Annotated in this window: 18 protein-coding genes; 14 read left to right on the top strand and 4 right to left on the bottom strand. The window is 60.2% G+C overall.

Features of this window, described 5'->3' with window-relative positions:
• Positions 1–24: 24 nt before the first annotated feature.
• From iolE to PR018_RS03685, 6 genes are all read left to right on the top strand, one after another.
• Positions 25–942 carry a myo-inosose-2 dehydratase gene (gene iolE / locus PR018_RS03710; protein WP_142829797.1) on the top strand — a complete coding sequence of 306 codons (918 nt, stop codon included), beginning with the start codon at positions 25–27 and terminating at the stop codon, positions 940–942.
• Positions 943–985: 43 nt separating this feature from the next.
• Positions 986–1,789, top strand: coding sequence for a 5-deoxy-glucuronate isomerase (gene iolB, locus PR018_RS03705; protein ID WP_142829799.1), 804 nt, complete (start codon positions 986–988; stop codon positions 1,787–1,789).
• A 184-nt stretch (positions 1,790–1,973) separates the two neighbouring features.
• Positions 1,974–2,309 (top strand): hypothetical protein, encoded by a 336-nt coding sequence (locus tag PR018_RS03700; protein WP_142829927.1) that lies wholly within the window; start codon positions 1,974–1,976, stop codon positions 2,307–2,309.
• Positions 2,310–2,637: 328 nt separating this feature from the next.
• A complete protein-coding gene (locus PR018_RS03695) occupies positions 2,638–3,039 on the top strand; it encodes a DUF2177 family protein (protein WP_142829929.1) in 402 nt (133 codons plus the stop codon).
• A gap of 134 nt (positions 3,040–3,173) precedes the next feature.
• Complete coding sequence (locus PR018_RS03690) at positions 3,174–3,560, top strand: PilZ domain-containing protein (protein WP_111220378.1); 387 nt, start codon at positions 3,174–3,176, stop codon at positions 3,558–3,560.
• An 84-nt stretch (positions 3,561–3,644) separates the two neighbouring features.
• On the top strand, positions 3,645–4,757 hold the full coding sequence (locus tag PR018_RS03685; protein ID WP_142829801.1) for a pyridoxal phosphate-dependent aminotransferase: 1,113 nt from the start codon (positions 3,645–3,647) through the stop codon (positions 4,755–4,757).
• A gap of 133 nt (positions 4,758–4,890) precedes the next feature.
• Here the strand turns inward: PR018_RS03685 and PR018_RS03680 are convergent, their stop codons facing one another.
• Entirely contained in the window at positions 4,891–5,157 is a 267-nt protein-coding gene (locus PR018_RS03680; RefSeq protein WP_111220376.1) for a sel1 repeat family protein, read from the bottom strand.
• 395 nt (positions 5,158–5,552) lie between these two features.
• Between PR018_RS03680 and PR018_RS03675 the strand changes: the two genes are divergently transcribed.
• Positions 5,553–5,822, top strand: coding sequence for a hypothetical protein (locus PR018_RS03675; RefSeq protein WP_142829803.1), 270 nt, complete (start codon positions 5,553–5,555; stop codon positions 5,820–5,822).
• Positions 5,823–5,938: 116 nt separating this feature from the next.
• Positions 5,939–7,432, top strand: a complete 1,494-nt coding sequence (locus PR018_RS03670) for an AMP nucleosidase (RefSeq protein ID WP_111220375.1) — start codon at positions 5,939–5,941, stop codon at positions 7,430–7,432.
• 47 nt (positions 7,433–7,479) lie between these two features.
• Here PR018_RS03670 and PR018_RS03665 read toward each other — a convergent pair whose 3' ends face one another.
• Positions 7,480–8,451 (bottom strand): lysylphosphatidylglycerol synthase domain-containing protein, encoded by a 972-nt coding sequence (locus PR018_RS03665; RefSeq protein ID WP_142829805.1) that lies wholly within the window; start codon positions 8,449–8,451, stop codon positions 7,480–7,482.
• An 89-nt stretch (positions 8,452–8,540) separates the two neighbouring features.
• Here PR018_RS03665 and PR018_RS03660 point away from each other — a divergent pair, with 89 nt between their 5' ends.
• Genes PR018_RS03660 through PR018_RS03650 form a run of 3 tightly spaced genes read left to right on the top strand, consistent with a single transcriptional unit; the run spans position 8,541 to position 11,680 of the window.
• Positions 8,541–9,560 carry a glycosyltransferase family 2 protein gene (locus PR018_RS03660; protein ID WP_142829806.1) on the top strand — a complete coding sequence of 340 codons (1,020 nt, stop codon included), beginning with the start codon at positions 8,541–8,543 and terminating at the stop codon, positions 9,558–9,560.
• The gene (locus tag PR018_RS03655) at positions 9,553–11,049 is read left to right on the top strand and encodes a glycosyltransferase family 39 protein (protein ID WP_142829808.1); all 1,497 of its coding nucleotides are present in this window, start codon (positions 9,553–9,555) and stop codon (positions 11,047–11,049) included. Before PR018_RS03660 ends, PR018_RS03655 begins: the two co-directional genes overlap by 8 nt.
• Positions 11,006–11,680 carry an NUDIX hydrolase gene (locus tag PR018_RS03650; protein ID WP_279621404.1) on the top strand — a complete coding sequence of 225 codons (675 nt, stop codon included), beginning with the start codon at positions 11,006–11,008 and terminating at the stop codon, positions 11,678–11,680. The genes PR018_RS03655 and PR018_RS03650 overlap by 44 nt, the downstream gene beginning before the upstream one ends.
• A 14-nt stretch (positions 11,681–11,694) precedes the next feature.
• Here the strand turns inward: PR018_RS03650 and PR018_RS03645 are convergent, their stop codons facing one another.
• Positions 11,695–13,062: an aspartate aminotransferase family protein gene (locus PR018_RS03645; protein WP_142829810.1), complete on the bottom strand. Its 1,368-nt coding sequence runs from the start codon at positions 13,060–13,062 to the stop codon at positions 11,695–11,697.
• 80 nt (positions 13,063–13,142) lie between these two features.
• On the opposite strand from PR018_RS03645, the gene PR018_RS03640 reads away from it, so the two are divergent.
• On the top strand, positions 13,143–14,495 hold the full coding sequence (locus PR018_RS03640; RefSeq protein ID WP_244615346.1) for a glutamine synthetase family protein: 1,353 nt from the start codon (positions 13,143–13,145) through the stop codon (positions 14,493–14,495).
• Positions 14,496–14,504: 9 nt separating this feature from the next.
• On the opposite strand, the gene PR018_RS03635 is transcribed toward PR018_RS03640, so the two are convergent.
• Positions 14,505–15,452 carry a diacylglycerol/lipid kinase family protein gene (locus PR018_RS03635; protein ID WP_142829814.1) on the bottom strand — a complete coding sequence of 316 codons (948 nt, stop codon included), beginning with the start codon at positions 15,450–15,452 and terminating at the stop codon, positions 14,505–14,507.
• 338 nt (positions 15,453–15,790) lie between these two features.
• On the opposite strand from PR018_RS03635, the gene PR018_RS03630 reads away from it, so the two are divergent.
• On the top strand, positions 15,791–16,993 hold the full coding sequence (locus tag PR018_RS03630; RefSeq protein ID WP_224128086.1) for an MFS transporter: 1,203 nt from the start codon (positions 15,791–15,793) through the stop codon (positions 16,991–16,993).
• A 130-nt stretch (positions 16,994–17,123) separates the two neighbouring features.
• The gene (locus PR018_RS03625; RefSeq protein ID WP_142829817.1) at positions 17,124–18,137 is read left to right on the top strand and encodes a zinc-binding alcohol dehydrogenase family protein; all 1,014 of its coding nucleotides are present in this window, start codon (positions 17,124–17,126) and stop codon (positions 18,135–18,137) included.
• The last annotated feature ends 232 nt before the right edge of the window (positions 18,138–18,369 follow it).

Genomic DNA, 18,369 nt, shown 5'->3' with positions numbered 1-18,369 from the left:
GGATCACATCTTGAGGAGAGCATGATGAAAGCCAAACTCGGCATGTCGCCCATCGCCTGGTGGAACGACGATCTACCGGAACTGAGCGACGACGTATCACTGGAGGAATGCCTCAGGCAGTCCCGCAGTGCAGGATTTACCGGCATGGAAAAGGGCCGCCGCTTTCCGGACAATCCGGCCGTGATGCTGCCGATCCTTCGGGCTGCCGACGTCACGCTCTGCGGCGGCTGGTTCTCGGGCACGCTTGTCGACGAGGAGCTTGCCGCCAACAAGGATCGCATCGCGCCGATGATCGAGTTGTTCAAGGCAGTCGATGCGCCCTGCATTGTCTATGGCGAAGTCGGCCGTTCCATCCAGGGCGACCGCTCCAGGCCGCTGGCCACCAAGCCACGCCTGTCCGACGACGAAATGAAGGCCTATGCACATCGTTTGACCGAGTTTGGGGAATGGTGCGCCGACAAGGGCATGCCGCTGTCCTACCACCACCACATGGCGGCCGTGGTCGAGACCGAGGCTGAACTGGACGCATTCATGCGGCATTCCGGCGAAGGCATTCCGCTGCTGCTCGATGCAGGCCATTTGGCCTTTGCCGGTGGAGACGTGCTGCGCGCCATCGACAACCACCACGGTCGGATCAACCACGTCCACGTCAAGGATATCCGCAAGCCTGTGGTCGACGGACTTGATCGCAGCCGGCAGTCGTTTCTCGATGCGGTGGCACTCGGCGCCTTCACGGTGCCGGGCGACGGCTCGCTCGATTTCGGAGCCATCGTCAAGCGGCTTGCCGACTACGGATACGAGGGCTGGTTCGTGGTCGAAGCCGAGCAGGATCCGCGCAAGGCGCCGCCGCAACGGATGGCTGAAATTGGTCACGCCGAACTGATGCGCGTCATGACATTGGCCGGCTATACGGTTGAGACGCAGGGTTTTCCGAAGGGATGAAACGGCTGTCGTTCCTTCGCCAGTGTTTACAGGAGATCTCAAAATGACGAAGTCCCACCTGCATGTCAGCCCCAGCGGGACCACTGGCAAAGTCCATCACGTGACCCCGGAAACAGCCGGCTGGACCTATGTCGGCTTTGACCTGTACCGCCTGAAGACGGGTGAGAGCGCGGCGGGTGATACGGGTGAGCGGGAGGTCTGCCTTGTCTGGGTCAGTGGAAAAGGCCGGGCGACAGCCGGAGATGTGGATTTCGGGCTGCTGGGCGAACGGATGAGCCCATTCGACGGCGCTCCGCATGCGCTTTACATCCCGGCCGGGTCCAGCTGGTCCGTCACCGCGGAAACAGATCTCGAACTGGCCGTCTGCTCGGCACCCGGTGGCGGCGATCACCCGGCGCGCGCCATTCCGCCCGGCACGCATCCGGCGCTGACGCGAGGCCAGGGGACGAATGTTCGATACGTCAACAACATTATGCCGGAAGACGATGGTGCCGCCCACTCGCTGCTCGTCGTCGAGGTGATCACGCCCGGCGGCCATACCTCTTCCTACCCACCGCACAAGCACGACCAGGACGATCTGCCAAACGAGAGCTATCTCGAGGAAACCTACTATCATCGCCTTAACCCGCCGCAGGGCTTTGCCTTCCAGCGTGTCTATACCGACGACCGGTCGCTCGACGAGGTGATGGCTGTGGAAGATGGCGACGTGACGATGGTGCCGAAGGGCTATCACCCATGCGCAGCCTGCCACGGCTACGATCTCTATTATTTGAATGTCATGGCGGGGCCGAAACGGGTGTGGAAGTTCTACAATGCCCCGGAACATGCCTGGCTGGTAAAGGCCTGAGAGTAGCGGATACGGAGAGAGGGCGCCGGGGGCGTATATCCCGGCCCGAGAATGCCCAGGCAACGAGCATTTGCGGCTTATTTGCACACATGCTTTGTTTTTTAAGGAGTCTCTTAAATCTTCATCAAGCGAAGCGTTCTATTCTGACATCATTCAACCAGCGGAGGGCAACATGCCCCTTCAGATGCACCTCATGACGAACACTGACCAGCAGCCCGCGCTTCAGGAATTCGTTGTCGATAGACCCGGCAAAATCATCTTCGTGGGCCATCATCTCAGCACGAGCGTACAAACGGACTGCATGATCAAGATCATGTCGCAATCCGGCGCCACGCTCGAGGTGGGCACCGGCCACGATCTGCCCAATCACTTTTTCCTCGAGATCCTCGGCATTCGCGACGAGATCGGCTGCACCCTCGTCAAACGTGAGGGTTCGCGGGTCATCGTCAGCTTCAACATGCTGATCAATGCCGAGTTTCTACATCATGTCTTGCGTTTGAACTTCGAGGTCGGCGTCTAGGACGTGAAAGCGGCTCACCTGCGTGCGTCTCGACCCGACGGCCCGAATCAAAGAAGCGCGGGGCCGCCGCCCCGCGCTTCTCCTTCCCCTGATGACATAGCAGCAGCCACTCGGCGCTAGGCTTTGCCGACCGGGAAATCGGTCACTGAATTTTACGCCTGACTTCTGCAGCATTCCGTCAGGGCGGACCTTACGCCCGAAGAATCCGTGCAATATCGTCCCACATACAACGCCCAATTGCCCACACGGTTCGAATATCATTTGACGAAAGGTAATCCGACCGTCGCCGAACGGCGTAGGACTTTTTGAAAAAGGAGCTCGACCCATGATCAAGACAGCGCTTACCGCCTACGCAGGTTGTCTCGTGACGCTGCTTGTTCTCGATGCCGCTTGGCTCGGGCTTGTGGCGCGCACCTTCTATCGCGACCAGTTAGGCGACCTGATGCTGCCTCAGCCGAATTTCGGGATCGCAGCACTTTTCTACCTGTTTTTCACCGTTGCCGTCGTCATGCTCGCAGTGATGCCTGCGGTTGGTGCCGGTTCGTTGACGCGGGCTCTGCTGTTTGGCGCCGTGCTTGGCCTTGCAGCTTACGGGACCTACGATATCACCAACCTTTCGACGTTGAAGAACTGGCCCGTCATGGTCAGCGTCGTCGACATGGCCTGGGGTACCGTTGTCACGGCTGCCACCGCGGGCGGCGGATATGCGGTCGCGCGGTATTTCTCCTGAAATCGACTCATCTGGCAGCTAAATGTCAGATTACTAAAATGCCATCCATATGATTGACGAATGCGCAAAGCCTTCGTGCGACGCTTGTGTCTTAAACCGAGATGATTTCGGTAAGCCACCGTCCGGGGAATAACATGCTTCGCTCAACGCATCTGGCGTCCGTCAAATCCGAGGTCTACGAGCGGAGCTTCGAGCGCTTTTTCGTCCAGCGGCCGGCACGACTTATCGCCGTCAAACCCTGCCTTACCGGGGTCTCGATGCGCAGTGCCGAGATCATCGATATCTCGCAGGGCGGCGCGACCTTCCTTGTCGGCAGCACTGCGGGCCTGCCGCAACATTACTACCTCAACATCCTCGGTCTCGCCTATCGCATCGGCTGCGCCGAGACCTACCGGCATGGCGACCGGATCGGCGTCCGGTTCATCAACTTCCTGACGCCCGAGACATTGAGGCTGGTGGTACGTGCCGACTTCATGATCGGCAACCGCGAAGCCAATGCCGCAAGGTCCATGCGTCGCTGACGCCAGCCGCCTCGTCTCTTGAAACCCGGCAACAAGCGCTTATGGTGCGGGCGACTGCAATCGCTTCGCCGGGAAATCACCAGCATGCCTGTCTTTTCGCGTTTTACACCGCTCACCAGCGCCCTGCCCTCGACCGTGCCGTTTGTCGGGCCGGAAGCGCTGGAGCGGCAGCGCGGCGTCGCTGTCAAGGCCCGGATCGGCGCCAATGAAAGCGGCTTCGGTCCTTCGCCGCGGGTGATCGAGGCGATGCGCCGGGAAGCTGGCGAGATCTGGAAGTATAACGACCCGGAAAATTTCGACCTCAAGGCGGCGCTGGCAACGCATCTCGGGATAAATTCCGCCAACATTGCCATAGGCGAAGGTGTCGATTCGCTGCTCGGGTTGATCGTCCGGATGATCGTTTCCGCCAACACGCCGGTGGTGACGTCCCATGGCGGCTATCCGACTTTCAACTTCCACGTCGCCGGTTTCGGCGGTCGGCTCGTCACCGTCCCGTATCTCGACGACCGTGAGAACCTTGAGGGACTGCTCGATGCAGTCCGGCGGGAGAATGCACCGCTGGTCTATCTTGCCAACCCCGACAATCCGATGGGAAGCTGGTGGGATCAGGAAAGCGTCATCGCCTTCGCAAGGGCCTTGCCGGAGACCTGCATGCTGGTGTTAGACGAGGCCTACAGCGAGACTGCGCCGGCGTCGTCGTTGCCACCGATCGCGTCCCTCATCGACATGCCCAATGTCCTGCGTACCCGCACCTTCTCCAAGGCCTACGGGCTTGCCGGCGCGCGGGTCGGCTATGCGATCGGCGTTCCCGAAACCGTGGCAGCGTTTGACAAGCTGCGCAATCACTTCGGCATGAACCGGCTGGCAACCGTCGGGGCGCTAACCGCGCTGGACGATCAGGGCTATCTTAAAGAGGTCATCGGCAAGATCCACGACGCCCGGGAACGGATCGCCATGATCGCGCGCGACAACGACGTTATGCCGCTGGCATCGGCCACCAACTTCGTTGCCATCGACTGTGGGCGCGATGCGGTCTACGCGAAGGCCGTTGTCGATGGGCTGCTCGATCACGGCGTGTTTATCCGGATGCCCGGCGTGGCGCCGCTCAACCGGTGTGTCCGCGTCAGCGCCGGACAGAAAGCCGATCTCGACCTTTTCGAACAGGCCCTGCCGCAGGTCCTTCAGACGCTCCGGTAATCATCGCGCCAAAAACCGCGCCGGCCTTGTCCCGGCCGGTCGCGGTCGCGCTGTTGCGTCTGCCTTTTGACATTGACGCTCCCCCTCTTTGCGAGGTTATTGTTCTTGGTAATGATCGTCTGAGGACGTTGCCTCAGTGCATGGTCATCCACTCGCGAGCGGAGCGAAGGGCTGCTGCCAGTTGCATCTTCGTTAGCGTGGCAGCGACGTCGGCGCGAAGCTCGGCGGCGCGGTCGCAGCCCTTGATGGCAGCGATGTTCAGCCACTTGTGGGCCGAGATCAGGTCGATGTCGCAACCGCGGCCGGTTGCGTACATCAGGCCCATTTCGCAAAAGATATCGGCATTTTTTTCGCCACCCATGGTGGCCATTTCAGACGTCGTCATTTCAAAGCGTGCCATCGGTTCGGTCCCTGTTTCAGCCTGTTAGTGCAATCCCTGTTTTCCGTTGGGCCTTTGCCGTCTAACGCAGCTTGGTGGCCTTCCGGGTGGCGGGTTTTCCCCGCTCGTTTGATGATTTGAGTATCGCATAAGGACTTCAAAAAGCGCTTAAAATGCTTGCTTAATTTGATGCAAACAAAGTGCAAATGCTTGGTAAACTTGGGATTTTGTTAAACATCGCAGGCCTTGCGAATTAAGGACTTTGCCTGGCATTTTACGAAAAATTAGGATCTGCAAATCAACCCTTTGCTAACCCTGAATCGAGCCGCGGTTGTTGGCGCGTGATTTTTCCCGGCTCGTATTTGCCTGAATTCACCGTCTTGGCGATGCGAATTGAGGCCGACCCGGCAAGCTGAATGCCGGATGAACCGCCGTATCAGCCGCCGTTCAGACGAACCGTGGCAGAAAGGCGTCAGGATCAAGGGCGATCCGTTCCAACAACGGGGGAAATGGACATGGCAATTCTGGCGCGGCGCTTCACCATCATCACTTTGGTTTCCGCAGTTTTCGCCATCAGCTTTTCGGCAGCCGTCCTGCACAGCGGGGGCAGCGGTTCGCAATCGCACTTCGGCGCAAACTTCACCTGCCTGCAATCGACAAGCTCTTATTGCTCGACGGTACAGTAAAGGGTCGCGGGCTGGCATCTTCCCGGAGCCGCAGATGGGGAAAAAAATCCTGCGGAAATCCCGGCTGCCACTGTTGCCGTCATTTGCTTGTTGGAGACAGCACTCTATAATGGCGCATGAGCAACAAATTCTCTCCGCTGGACGTATCCTCACCCGAACCCTTCGCGCCCGTTACCTTTGACGATCCGGTCAAAGCTGTCGATGCTCTGACCGAGCTCTACGACAGGAACACGGCCTTCTTGATCGGCAAATTCGCCGAACTTGCCGAGGGGGAGCCAATCTCTGCTCGCTTCCGGGCCTTCTATCCGCAGGTGAGCATCGAGACTACCAGCTTCGGACATGTCGATTCGCGGCTGTCCTACGGTCACGTCACCGCGCCCGGCATCTACACCACCACGATCACCAGGCCCGTGCTTTTCCGGCATTATCTGACGGAGCAGCTGGCGCTTTTGATGCGCAGCCACAACGTACCGATTGTCGTGTCCGAATCGACGACGCCGATCCCGTTGCATTTCGCTTTCGGCGAAGGAGCGCACGTAGAGGCATCGGCGGCGACATTTGCCGACATTCCGATGCGCGATCTTTTCGATACGCCGGATCTGAACACGACCGACGACGAGATCGCCAATGGCGAATATATACCGCCTCCGGGCCAGCCCTCGCCGCTGGCACCGTTCACCGCCCAGCGCATCGACTATTCGCTGGCGCGGCTCGCTCACTACACGGCGACCAGCGCGGCCCATTTCCAGAATTTCGTGCTGTTCACCAACTATCAGTTCTACATCGACGAGTTCTGCACCTGGGCACGTGACCTGATGGCCAAGGGCGGCGAAGGCTATACAGCTTTCGTCGAACCGGGAAATATCATCACCAACGCCGGATCGAGCTCGCCGGATACTGATATCGCTTCGCCGCGACTACCGCAGATGCCGGCCTACCATCTGAAGAAGAAGGGCCATGCCGGGATCACCATGATCAACATCGGCGTCGGCCCCTCCAACGCGAAGACGATCACCGACCACGTCGCAGTGCTTCGACCGCATGCCTGGCTGATGCTCGGCCATTGTGCCGGCCTGCGCAACAGCCAGAGGCTCGGAGACTACGTGCTTGCCCATGCCTACATGCGTGAAGACCATGTGCTCGACGACGACCTGCCCGTCTGGGTGCCGATCCCGGCGCTGGCCGAGGTGCAGGTGGCGCTGGAGGCAGCGGTGGCCGAGATTACCGGCTACGAGGGTTTCGAGCTGAAGCGGATCATGCGCACCGGCACGGTCGGCACCATCGACAACCGCAACTGGGAACTGCGCGACCAGGCAGGGCCGGTCAAGCGCCTATCGCAGGCCCGCGCCATCGCCCTCGACATGGAATCGGCAACGATTGCGGCCAACGGATTTCGCTTCCGCGTGCCCTACGGCACGTTGCTCTGCGTCTCGGACAAGCCGCTGCATGGCGAACTGAAGCTACCGGGAATGGCGACCGCCTTCTATCGGACGCAGGTCAACCAGCATCTGCAGATCGGCATCCGCGCCATCCAGAAGCTCGCTGCCATGCCGCCAGAAGCGCTGCATTCACGCAAGCTACGCAGCTTTTTCGAGACGGCGTTCCAGTAGGAACACACGCACCGCCCTCTTGCCAACGCGGTGAGAGAGCGGTGGCATCAGGCCGACTTTTGGACCCGGCCTTTCGACATCGCCAGTCCCAGCGCCGTACCGATGAGTGCGGAAACGATCACCAGTAAATGGCCGTTGATGCTTGCCTGCGCCAGCGTGGTGAGCGACGCCGTGTCGGAGGGGGCACCGAAGGCCAGCGCACCGGCGGTAATGCCCGCCGGATAGGTGCCGACGCCGCCCGGCGCGTGCACCGGCAGCACGGATGAAAGCTCACCACCGAGAGCGCCGCCAAAACTCGCCGCTAGCGGGACGACCTGCATAAGGCCGAGTGCCCAGGCGAGCACGAGTACCTTGACCAGCCAGTTGACGATGGTCATCAGCCAGGCCCGTGCAAAAGCGGATGCGTTTATGGGCAGTCCCCTTTCGATCTCGAGGACGACGGACTGCGCCTTTGCAGGCAGCGCCTCCGCGGCGAACCGGACCAGCGGGCGGCGCACGGCAAAGGCTGCGACCGGCAAGAGCAGAAAACAGCACCAGAGCAACCAGGCAACGGCTTTATGCGGTGATGTTACGGCGAGGCCCATGCCGGCGGCGGCGAGTAGCGCGTGGAGGTCGAGCAACCGCATGACCAGCAACGCCGCGGTGCTGCGGACCAGTGGAATGCCGAATTCCGAGCGCATCAAAAGCGGAAAGCTGGTTTCGCCGGTGCGGAACGGCATCATGATGTTGAGCAAGTTGTGGATCTGCGTGACTCGGAAAAGGGCTGAGAAGTGACCCTTCGTCTCGACGGGAAAATAGTCGTAGATACGCCACGTCCGCAGGAAGTAGGTGCCGGTCAGCAATGCGAGGGCGACGACGATCGGCAAGACGCCAACTTTTGCCCATTCTGCAAGGATGACGCTCCAGCCCCAGAACCATTCTATGAAGGCCGCGTAGAGCAAGACGACGCCCAGGGTCAGCAGCGTCATCCGGTTTCGAATAAACCAGGATTGTCGGGTGGCAACCATTGGACTCTTCATGTAGGAAAGCACCCGTGTGAGCTCTGGCTGACGGCACGAACTTTGCTCGCCCGGCCACCGATCATAGCGGCTTTTAGGAGAAAGTAGCGTTGCAGACAACGGCAGAGTCTAATCGGCTTCACGCGGATACCGTCAATCCAGTCGAGCTTTCGCTGGTCGTGCCTGTTTTCAACGAGGAAGACAGTGTCGGCCCGCTGATCGAGCGTATCACCCAGTCGATGGCCATTTTCCCCGGTCGCTGGGAACTGATCCTGATCGATGACGGCAGCACGGATGCGACGCTGGTAAACGCCCGGAGCTATCTGGGCCAGGAAGGCCTGATCCTGCGACTTGTCGAACTGCAGCGGAATTTCGGCCAGACGGCGGCGATGCAGGCCGGCATCGACGCGGCCACCGGCCGCCTGATCGCGACGATGGACGGCGACCTGCAGAACGATCCGAAAGACATTCCTGCCATGGTCGCCGAACTGGAACGCCGCGATCTCGATCTTCTCGTCGGCTGGCGCAAGGATCGCCAGGACGGACTGCTTTTGCGCAAGATCCCGTCATGGTGCGCCAATTACCTGATCGGCCGGACGACGGGCGTCAAGATACACGACTATGGCTGCAGCCTGAAGATCTACCGGGCTGCGATCATCAAGCAGGTCAAGCTGATGGGCGAGATGCACCGCTTCATCCCGGCCTGGGTCGCCAGCGTGGTGCCGAGTTCGCGGATCGGCGAAATGGTCGTCAGCCACCATGCCCGCGCCCATGGCAAGTCGAAATACGGCATATCGCGGACGTTCCGGGTCATCCTCGACCTTCTTTCAGTGATGTTCTTCATGCGCTACAAGGCCCGTCCCGGCCATTTCTTCGGGTCGCTCGGCCTCGGCTTCGGCGCGCTGGCGCTTGTCATCATGGCCTATCTGTTCGTCGACAAATTCATCATGGGCAACGATATCGGCACCCGGCCGATGCTGATGGTCGGCGTCGTGCTGCTGTTGGCCTCCGTGCAGATGGTCACGACCGGCATTCTGGCCGAGATGATTGCCCGCAACTATTACCGCGACGACACGTCGCCGAACTACATCGTCCGGACGATCTTCGATCGGGATCATCCCCATGCATAGGCTGCTGGTCCGCAAGCCAGATGCCGTGATCCTCCTTCTGGCAGCCTACTTCTGCCTCGAGTTTGTCGTCCGCATGCTCATGCCGCACAGCATGCGCTACGACGAATCGCAGCAGGCATTCTTTTCGCAATGGCTGACGCTCGGCTACGATTCGCAACCACCGCTGTATAACTGGCTGCAGACAGCGTTCGTTTCGGTCTTCGGCCTGTCGCTGGCGATCATTTCCGTCGTCAAGAACCTCGTGCTGTTTCTGATCTACGTGACCTATTACAAGCTTGCCCGCCTGGTCCTGGCCGACAAGCTGTTTGCAGTGATCGCCACCCTGTCGCTGCTGACCATTCCGCAGCTTTTCTGGGAAGCTCAGCGCGATCTCACCCATACGGTCGCCCAGATGGTGACCATCAACCTGTTTCTCTACGGCGTCATCCGGACGCTGAAGACGCCGTCCTGGACCGGATACCTGATCACCGGCGTGGCACTTGGCCTCGGCATGCTGTCGAAATACAATTTTGCGCTGCTGGCCGCCGCCACCGTCGTTGCCGTGTTACTGCACCCGCAAGGCCGCGCCCGGATTTTCGACAAGCGGTTTCTTGTGACTGTGCTGATAGCACTGATCATCTTCCTGCCGCACGGCCTGTGGCTGCTCCACAATTTCGATCTGGCCTCCGGTCGCACGCTCGGGATCATGGAGCAGGACGCGCCGAAGAGCCATTGGGCGAAACTCGTCCAGGGACCGCTCGAGTTTTTCAAGCTCGCCATCGTCATCTGCCTGCCGACCGCTATCGTCTACGCTCTGGTGTTCGGGAAAGCCCTGTTTGCCAGCCTGAAGATGTCGAACGAATGGACGCGTTTCCTTGCGACAATCTTCGTTGCCATAGCGATTCTGGTGCTGGTTCTGATTTTCGGCATCGGCATGACTGCAATGCGCGACCGATGGCTGCTGCCGTTTCTATTCCTGCTGCCGATCTACCTTTGCCTGAAGATGGAAATTGCCGGGCTGCGTGCCGAAGATTTTGCCAAGCGTTTCGTTTACATTCCGATTGCACTTATGCTGCTCATCCCGACGGCCCTGCTGACCCGCGTGACCGTGCCGGGCCTGTTCGGCTCTTATGAAGCCTACAATGTTCCCTATGCCGATTTTGCCAGCCAGATTGTCAGCACAGAAGCCAAGAAGCCGGGGCTGGTGATGACGGACGACTGGCTTCCGGCCGGCAACCTCAAGCTCCAGTTTGCTGGCGTGCCCGTCATGTCGCGGTTTTTCGGCAACCTCACGCTGCCCTATCAGTGGACGGCGGAGAGGCCGGTGCTGCTCGTCTGGCTGCCGAAAAAGGGTCGTGATGCCATGCCACCCGTTCTTGCCGAATGGGTAAGCACCTCGCTCGGACCGCAATATGTAAACGCGGTCGTTCGCCAGGCGGATGTCGGCTATATCCACGGCAAGCCCGGTGACACGGCACATTTTGCCTATGCGTGGATCTATCCGCAGTAACGACTGCGGCTATCCGTTCTTCAAAACTCGGAGGCAAGCCATGGCTGCAAGCGATCAGACCCAGCCCGCGCCTATCAATCTTGCTCCGTGGGAAATCAAGAGGTCGAGCTACCCGCTGCGCGATCGCTGGCTGACGGTCAGGGCCGACGATTGCGTCACATCCGAAGGCGTTGAAATCGCTCCCTATTATGTCCTCGAGTATAGCGACTGGGTTCAGGTCGTGGCGATCGATACCGAGGACAATATTCTTTTGCTCAGACAATATCGTCATGCCTTAGGCCGTATCTCGCTGGAATTGCCTGGCGGTGCTATTGATGCTAAAGATGGCAGCCCGGTGCAGGCGGCGCAGCGTGAACTGCGGGAGGAAACCGGATTTTCGGCGGCGGAGTGGCTGCCGGTGGCATCTTTGTCCCCGAACCCGGCAACCCATACCAATCTTTGCCATATCGTTCTGGCGCTCGGAATTGAATGCAACGCGCTTCCGGATGACAATCCGACAGAGCGGACCGAGATTGTTCGAGTGCCTATTCGCGAAGCCATCAGGATGATGCTGGCTGGAGAGATGATCCAGGCCATTCATGTCGCAGCCTTGACCCTTGCTCTGAACAAGGCAGGGAAATGGATCGTCTGACTTGGATGGTCGGTTTAGGCGGTGGTTCCCGCCCAGACCGCGTCCAGCGCCAGACGTGCAATGCGGACCATCGTGTCGACCTCCTCGCGGCTGATGATCAGGGAGGGCGAGGCTAGCATGCGGTCGGCGGTGGCGCGCAGGACTAGGCCGTTGGCCAGCGCGTGATTGCGAACCATGGCGCCGACGGCATCCGGCTTGTCGAAGCGGCGGCGCGTAGTCTTATCGGCGGCAAGCTGCAGGGCGCCCATCAAGCCGACGCTGACGGCTTCACCGACCATGGGGTGATCGGCAAGGTTGCTCCATTCTGCAGCGAAATAGGGTCCGATGTCATTGCGCACGCGCTCGACGAGATGCTCGTCCTCGATGATGCGCAGGTTTTCGAGTGCGGCGGCCGCGCATACCGGATGGCCGGAATAGGTGAAGCCGTGGTTGAATTCGCCGACGTCGTTGATCAGCACATCGGCAACACGGTCTCCGACCAGCACGCCGCCAATTGGCAGATAGCCTGATGAAAGGCCCTTGGCGATGGGTGCAAGGTCCGGCGTGAAACCGTAGTGCTGGAAGCCGAACCATTCGCCAAGGCGTCCGAAGCCGCAAATCACCTCGTCTGAAACCAGCAGGATGTTGCGTGCCTTGCAGATGCGGTCGATCTCCGGCCAGTAGGTCGAGGGCGGTATGATGACGCCGCCTGCCCCCTGTATCGGTTCGGCCACGAAGGCGGCAACGTTATCCTCGCCGAGCTCGTCGATCTTCTCCTCAAGCTCGCCTGCCACCTTGAGCCCGAAAGCCTCGGGCGTCAGATCGCCGCCGTCGGCGTACCAATAGGGCTGTCCGATATGGACGATCCCCGGGATCGGCAGGTCGCCTTGCTCATGCATGTATTTCATGCCGCCGAGGCTGGCGCCGGCGACAGTCGAGCCGTGGTAGCCGTTACGGCGCGCGATGACGATCTTCTTGGAAGGTTTGCCGACAGCGCTCCAGTAAACCCGCGCCATGCGAAACCATGTGTCGTTCGCCTCGGAACCGGAGTTGGTGAAGAAGATGTGGTTGAAGTTGGGCCCGGCGTGGGAGCAGACCTTCTCGGCAAGCAGGGTTGCCGGCGTGGTGGTCGTGCCGAAGAACGTATTGTAATAGGGCAGCTCGTTCATCTGCCTTGCGACCGCCTCGGCGATCTCCTTGCGTCCATATCCGATGTTGACGCACCAGAGACCGGCGAATCCATCGAGGTATTTCTTACCGAGGCTGTCGAAGATATGGACGCCCTCGCCGCGCTGGATAATGCGCGTGCCCTCAGTGTTCAGCTTCCCGGTATCGGCGAAGGGATGCAGGTGATGGGCTGCATCGATGGCGGCGAGATTGGACAAGGGTTTCGTCTCCGTCATCGTCTGCAAATCCTTCGGAATTGAAAGGCCGGGCTTGATCGGCTACGACCATGGCCGGGCATTCGAGGATTTTCAAGAGCATGACGGTCGGGACCGCAAAAGACGACACGCTGGACGCTGCGGCTCGCATCGAGGTGCTGACCGTCGACATGAACGGCCGGCTGCGCGGCAAGCAGATCCCGCTTTCGGCTGAAAAAAAGGTCTGGGCCGGCGACGTGCGGCTGCCCCTGTCGACGCAAACCCTGGATATCTGGGGTTACGACAATGATGAGTTGAACGGCTTGTCGATGACGATCGGCGATCCCGACGGAAGCTGCATCGCCGATCCGCGCACCCTGGCACCGATGCCCTGGGCGCCGGCCGGATCCTGCCAGGTGCTGGCGACGATGCATGAGCTGAGTGGCGGTCCGAGCTTCATGGATCCGCGTGCCATCCTTGCTGCCGTTGTCGAGCGCTATCGGCTGATGGGGCTGACGCCGGTGGTCGCGACGGAGCTGGAGTTCTACCTGCTGGCGGCGGATTGGCGCGAGACCGGCATCCCGTCGCCGCCCGCGGCCCTCACCTATCGTGGCGAGCCGGACGGCTTTCAGCTCTACGACATGGATGCCGTCGACGTGCTCGGCGATTATCTCGAGACGCTGCGCGCCTATGCACGGGCACAGGGTCTGCCCGCCGATGCGACGACTGCCGAGTTCGGGCCGGGCCAGTTCGAAGTGAACCTGCTGCACAGGCCCGACGCTCTGGCTGCCGCCGATGACTGTATCGGCCTGAAAAGGATCGCGGCCCAGGCAGCAAGACAGCACGGGCTGAAATCGACCTGCATGGCCAAACCTTATACCGATCATGCAGGCTCCGGACTTCACGTCCATGTCAGCATTCTCGACAAGGATGGCCGCAATATTCTTGACGCCGAGGGAGGCGATCCCGCCAAGCTAAAATCGGTGTGTGCCGGATTGCTGCGGACGATGCAGGAAACGCAACTGGTGTTTGCACCCTTTGCCAATTCCTATCGCCGCTTCCAGCCAGGATCGTTTGCACCGGTCGACATTAACTGGGGCTACGATCACCGCGGCACGGCGCTGCGTATTCCCGAAAAAAACGGTGCAGGCGCTCGCATCGAGCACCGCGTTGCCGGCGCGGATGCCAATCCCTATCTCGCAATTGCCGCCATCCTCGGCGGCATGCTGGGCGGCCTGACGGAAGATCTCGATCCCGGGCCTGAGACCACCGCCCATGCGGCCGCTATCGACGCACCGAAGCTGACCCATGATTTTCTGACAGCCGTTGAGCGGTTTCGCGCCTCGGCCTTCACAAGGGAGATTTTTGGCGAGAGGTACCAGACGCTGTTTGCGGATACGAAGGAAAAGGAAGCCATCCATTTCCTGCGCAGCGTCTCGAATTTCGACTACCGTACATATTTGCCACGCATATAAGAATCTTGCTCAGACAGGTGCGGGCTCGTTGCTCTGCTCGACGGCAACACGGCTCGCCGTTCCATGGGCAACCATTACCTTGAGCTCGCGCGGGTGGAGTTTCAGCTCGACGTCGCGCTCGAGCCGCAACAATTCACCGTCGATCACGCAGTGAGCCCTGGACCTCATTTTCGGATAATGCAGGTGCAGCGACTGCGTGTGCATGACCATGACATCGACATTATCGCGAAACTTGCCGCGCAGCATATCGAAGGCCAGCCGGGTTACGCCCAACGGTTTCATAGGCTTGGCGAGATAGAAGCCAAGCGTTCCGGTCGTCAGCTCGTCGGCGTAGAGCAATGCATTTTGTCCGAACGGGTTGTTCGATACGGACACGGCGGACACGTGACGGCGCTCCTTCTTGCCGTCGATATCGAACTCGACATCGAATTCCGGTGGATTGAAGATAACGCCGAGGGCGGCCCGCACGCTGGCAGACATCTTGCCTATGCGCGAGCTGAAAGTGAAGGAATTGCGATAGCGCACCAAGCGCGCGTGCATCCCGGCAGAATACTGGTGGATGAAGGGCCGGCCGTTGGCGCTGCCGATATCGACCGCATCGACCTCGCCATTGGCAATCACGTCGAGCACCTGCCAGATATCCAGCGGCAGCTGAAGTGAGCGGGCAAAGAGGTTCATGGTACCGGCTGGCACAACGCCGAGTGCGATCTTGTTCTTCCAGGCGACGGAGGCGGCCGCCGAAATCGTGCCGTCGCCACCGCCGGCAATGATGCCCTCGATGTCATCGCGCCGCGCCGCCCGTTCCATGGCGGGCACGATTTCCTTTCCCGACACCACCTGACACTCGAAGTCATGGCCGGCGTCGCGGAAAACCTTTTCCGCATGGATACGATAGGCATTCATGTCCGTTGTCCGGAATGTGCCACCGTCTTGGTTGAAAAGTCCGATAAGCTTCATAGAGGATCCCGGTTTCCTCAGTTCGGACAGTCGATATTGGACAGCCCATGCAATTCTCTCGCTAAGATGGCCTGTCGTCGAGCGAAATCAAGACATTCGTGTCACGGCAACGTGAAGAAAGGTGAGCTCCGGTCGTAGACCTACGTATGCACAACCGGCCATGCTGCGGTGCGAAAAACGCAGGGGACGCGGCTATCCTTTTGATTCATAGTAATCTCCAGGCGCATCGCGCCATCCCAATTTTTCCGATCTGTGAGCGGGGCTGGCGCCAAATTTACTGGCGCTGCGAAAAGCCTCCTGCAGCCAGCCTATCTGGAGCTTTCGTGACCGACCTTGTCATCGACAACCTCGATCCGCCATCCGCAGTCGAAGCTCCATCGAGCACGGCCGTCGCGCTTGTCATGCTGGCACTTGCCATGGGCGGTTTTGGCATCGGGACAGGCGAGTTCGTCATCATGGGCTTGCTTCCCAACGTCGCTGATACCTTCCATGTGACGACGCCGGAAGCAGGATATGTCATCAGCGCCTATGCGCTTGGCGTCGTCATCGGCGCGCCGGTGATTGCGGTACTGTCGGCCAAGCTTGCGCGGCGGACATTATTGCTGCTGCTGATGACGGTATTTGCCGCCGGCAACATCATGAGCGCTTTCGCGCCCACCTTTGCCAGCTTCACCCTGCTGCGCTTCCTGACCGGTCTGCCGCATGGAGCCTATTTCGGGGTTGCAGCCCTGGTGGCTGCCTCGATGGTGCCAATCCATCGCCGCGCTCGGGCTGTCGGACGCGTCATGCTCGGGCTCACCATCGCAACGCTGATCGGTACGCCGATCGCCACATTCCTTGGGCAGTTGCTCGACTGGCGGGCCGCATTCATGATGGTTGGCGGCCTCGGCGCCCTGACGGTTCTGCTGATCGCCTTGTTCCTGCCGAAAGACAAGGTTACCGAGGGCGCCAGCGTTTTGCGCGAACTCGGCGCTCTGGTGCGCGTCCAGGTCTGGCTGACGCTCGCCATCGCTGCCGTCGGCTTCGGCGGCATGTTCTCGATCTTCACCTACATTGCCTCGACGACGACGGATGTCGCCCACCTCTCGGTGGGAATGATCCCCGTCGTGCTGGCGCTGTTCGGCATCGGCATGAATGTCGGCAATGTCGTCGGTTCGCGGCTGGCCGATATCTCGCTGAAGGGCACAATCGGCGGCATGCTGGCCTTCAATGTCGTCATCATGACGCTGTTTTCGATGACTGCTGCCGAGCCAGTCATGCTGTGCATCTGCACCTTCCTGATCGGCTGCGGCTTTGCGGCCTGTCCCGCCGTCCAGACCCGGTTGATGGACGTAGCAGCCGATGCCCAGATGCTCGCCGCCGCCTCCAATCATTCCGCCTTCAACGTCGCCAACGCGCTCGGCGCATGGCTGGGCGGCATTGCCATCGCCTGGGGATATACGGCGGCGGCCACCGGCTATGTCGGCGCCATCCTTTCGGTCGGCGGCCTCGTGGTCTTCGGCATATCCGTTGCGCTGGAGCGCAAGGACGGGATCGCCTAGCCTGCCTCCTCCCCGGAAATTCACAGCGCACTTTGACAGCCTCGGTGGCGTCGAACTCGTTCGATGCTTCTTGCGTTGCCAGTGAACGATGCGCATCTAACGTGTCTCGCTACAAACACAGGAGTTCCCCATGCGCGCCGTCGCCTATCAGAATCCACTGCCGATCTCAGCCGAAAGCGCATTGATCGACGTCGACCTGCCGATGCCGGAAGCCAGCGGGCGGGATCTGCTCGTCGATATCAAGGCCGTTTCCGTGAACCCCGTCGATACCAAGGTCCGTGCCGGCGTCACACCCGATGCCGGGCAATACAAGGTTCTCGGATGGGATGCGGCCGGCATCGTCAAGGCGACGGGTGCTGAGGTCACGATGTTCAAGCCGGGAGACGAGGTCTACTACGCCGGAGCCATCGATCGCGGCGGCTCGAATGCCGAATTCCATCTTGTGGACGAGCGCATCGTCGCACTGAAACCGAAAAGTCTCGATTTCGCAGCGGCTGCGGCCCTGCCGCTGACCGCCATCACGGCCTATGAGACACTGTTCGACCGCCTCAAGGTTCAGGACACTGTTCCAGGTGCTTCGCGGACGATATTGATCATCGGCGGCGCCGGCGGCGTCGGCTCGATTGCCATCCAGCTGGCGCGGACGCTGACGGACCTGACCGTCATTGCCACCGCCTCACGGCCGGAAACGCAAAGCTGGGTCCGGGAACTCGGTGCCCACCATGTCATCGACCATTCCAAGCCATTGGCGCCCCAGATCGAGGGACTTGGCCTCGGCGCACCGGCGTTCGTGTTCTCGACGACCAACACCGGAAAGCATCTTGCCGACATCGTCGAGGCGATCGCTCCGCAGGGTCGCTTTGCGCTGATCGACGACCCCAAGACGCTCGATATCATGGCTTTCAAGCGTAAATCGATCTCGGTGCACTGGGAGCTGATGTTCACGCGTTCGCTGTTCAAAACCGCCGACATGATCGAGCAGCACAAGCTTCTCACCGAGGTGGCAGGGCTCGTGGACACAGGCAAGGTTCGCACGACATTGACCGAAACGCTCGGCACCATCAACGCCGCCAACATGAAGAAGGCACACGCGATGCTGGAAAGTGGCACGACGAAGGGCAAGATCGTCCTGGCAGGGTTCTAAAGCTTTCACGGCTTCCTGAGGATCACGAAGACTCACGAAGACATTGGAGCCGGGTCACCACCCGGCTTTACTGCCTCAAATTGCTAAACTGCCCCTCCTCAACCCGCCGATGCAGCTTTTGACGGTCGTGAAAAAAGCGATGCGGCAACGGCTGCAAGCCCCTATCGCGCTTGACTTTTCGGGCATTTGGCGCGATCTCTCGCGGCGTGGACGTCAACGACATCCATGCCGA

The organism is Rhizobium rhododendri (assembly GCF_007000325.2).
In the GTDB taxonomy this organism is placed as follows: Bacteria; Pseudomonadota; Alphaproteobacteria; order Rhizobiales; family Rhizobiaceae; genus Rhizobium; species Rhizobium rhododendri.
This window is presented reverse-complemented; position numbering and strand designations above follow the sequence as displayed.

Coding starts and splice junctions, on each gene's coding strand:
- iolE (WP_142829797.1), top strand. CDS start 25: ATGAAAGCCAAACTCGGCATGTCGCCCATCGCCTGGTGGAACGACGAT.
- iolB (WP_142829799.1), top strand. CDS start 986: ATGACGAAGTCCCACCTGCATGTCAGCCCCAGCGGGACCACTGGCAAA.
- PR018_RS03700 (WP_142829927.1), top strand. CDS start 1,974: ATGCACCTCATGACGAACACTGACCAGCAGCCCGCGCTTCAGGAATTC.
- PR018_RS03690 (WP_111220378.1), top strand. CDS start 3,174: ATGCTTCGCTCAACGCATCTGGCGTCCGTCAAATCCGAGGTCTACGAG.
- PR018_RS03685 (WP_142829801.1), top strand. CDS start 3,645: ATGCCTGTCTTTTCGCGTTTTACACCGCTCACCAGCGCCCTGCCCTCG.
- PR018_RS03680 (WP_111220376.1), bottom strand. CDS start 5,157: ATGGCACGCTTTGAAATGACGACGTCTGAAATGGCCACCATGGGTGGC.
- PR018_RS03675 (WP_142829803.1), top strand. CDS start 5,553: ATGCCGGATGAACCGCCGTATCAGCCGCCGTTCAGACGAACCGTGGCA.
- PR018_RS03670 (WP_111220375.1), top strand. CDS start 5,939: ATGAGCAACAAATTCTCTCCGCTGGACGTATCCTCACCCGAACCCTTC.
- PR018_RS03665 (WP_142829805.1), bottom strand. CDS start 8,451: ATGAAGAGTCCAATGGTTGCCACCCGACAATCCTGGTTTATTCGAAAC.
- PR018_RS03655 (WP_142829808.1), top strand. CDS start 9,553: ATGCATAGGCTGCTGGTCCGCAAGCCAGATGCCGTGATCCTCCTTCTG.
- PR018_RS03645 (WP_142829810.1), bottom strand. CDS start 13,062: ATGACGGAGACGAAACCCTTGTCCAATCTCGCCGCCATCGATGCAGCC.
- PR018_RS03640 (WP_244615346.1), top strand. CDS start 13,143: ATGACGGTCGGGACCGCAAAAGACGACACGCTGGACGCTGCGGCTCGC.
- PR018_RS03635 (WP_142829814.1), bottom strand. CDS start 15,452: ATGAAGCTTATCGGACTTTTCAACCAAGACGGTGGCACATTCCGGACA.
- PR018_RS03625 (WP_142829817.1), top strand. CDS start 17,124: ATGCGCGCCGTCGCCTATCAGAATCCACTGCCGATCTCAGCCGAAAGC.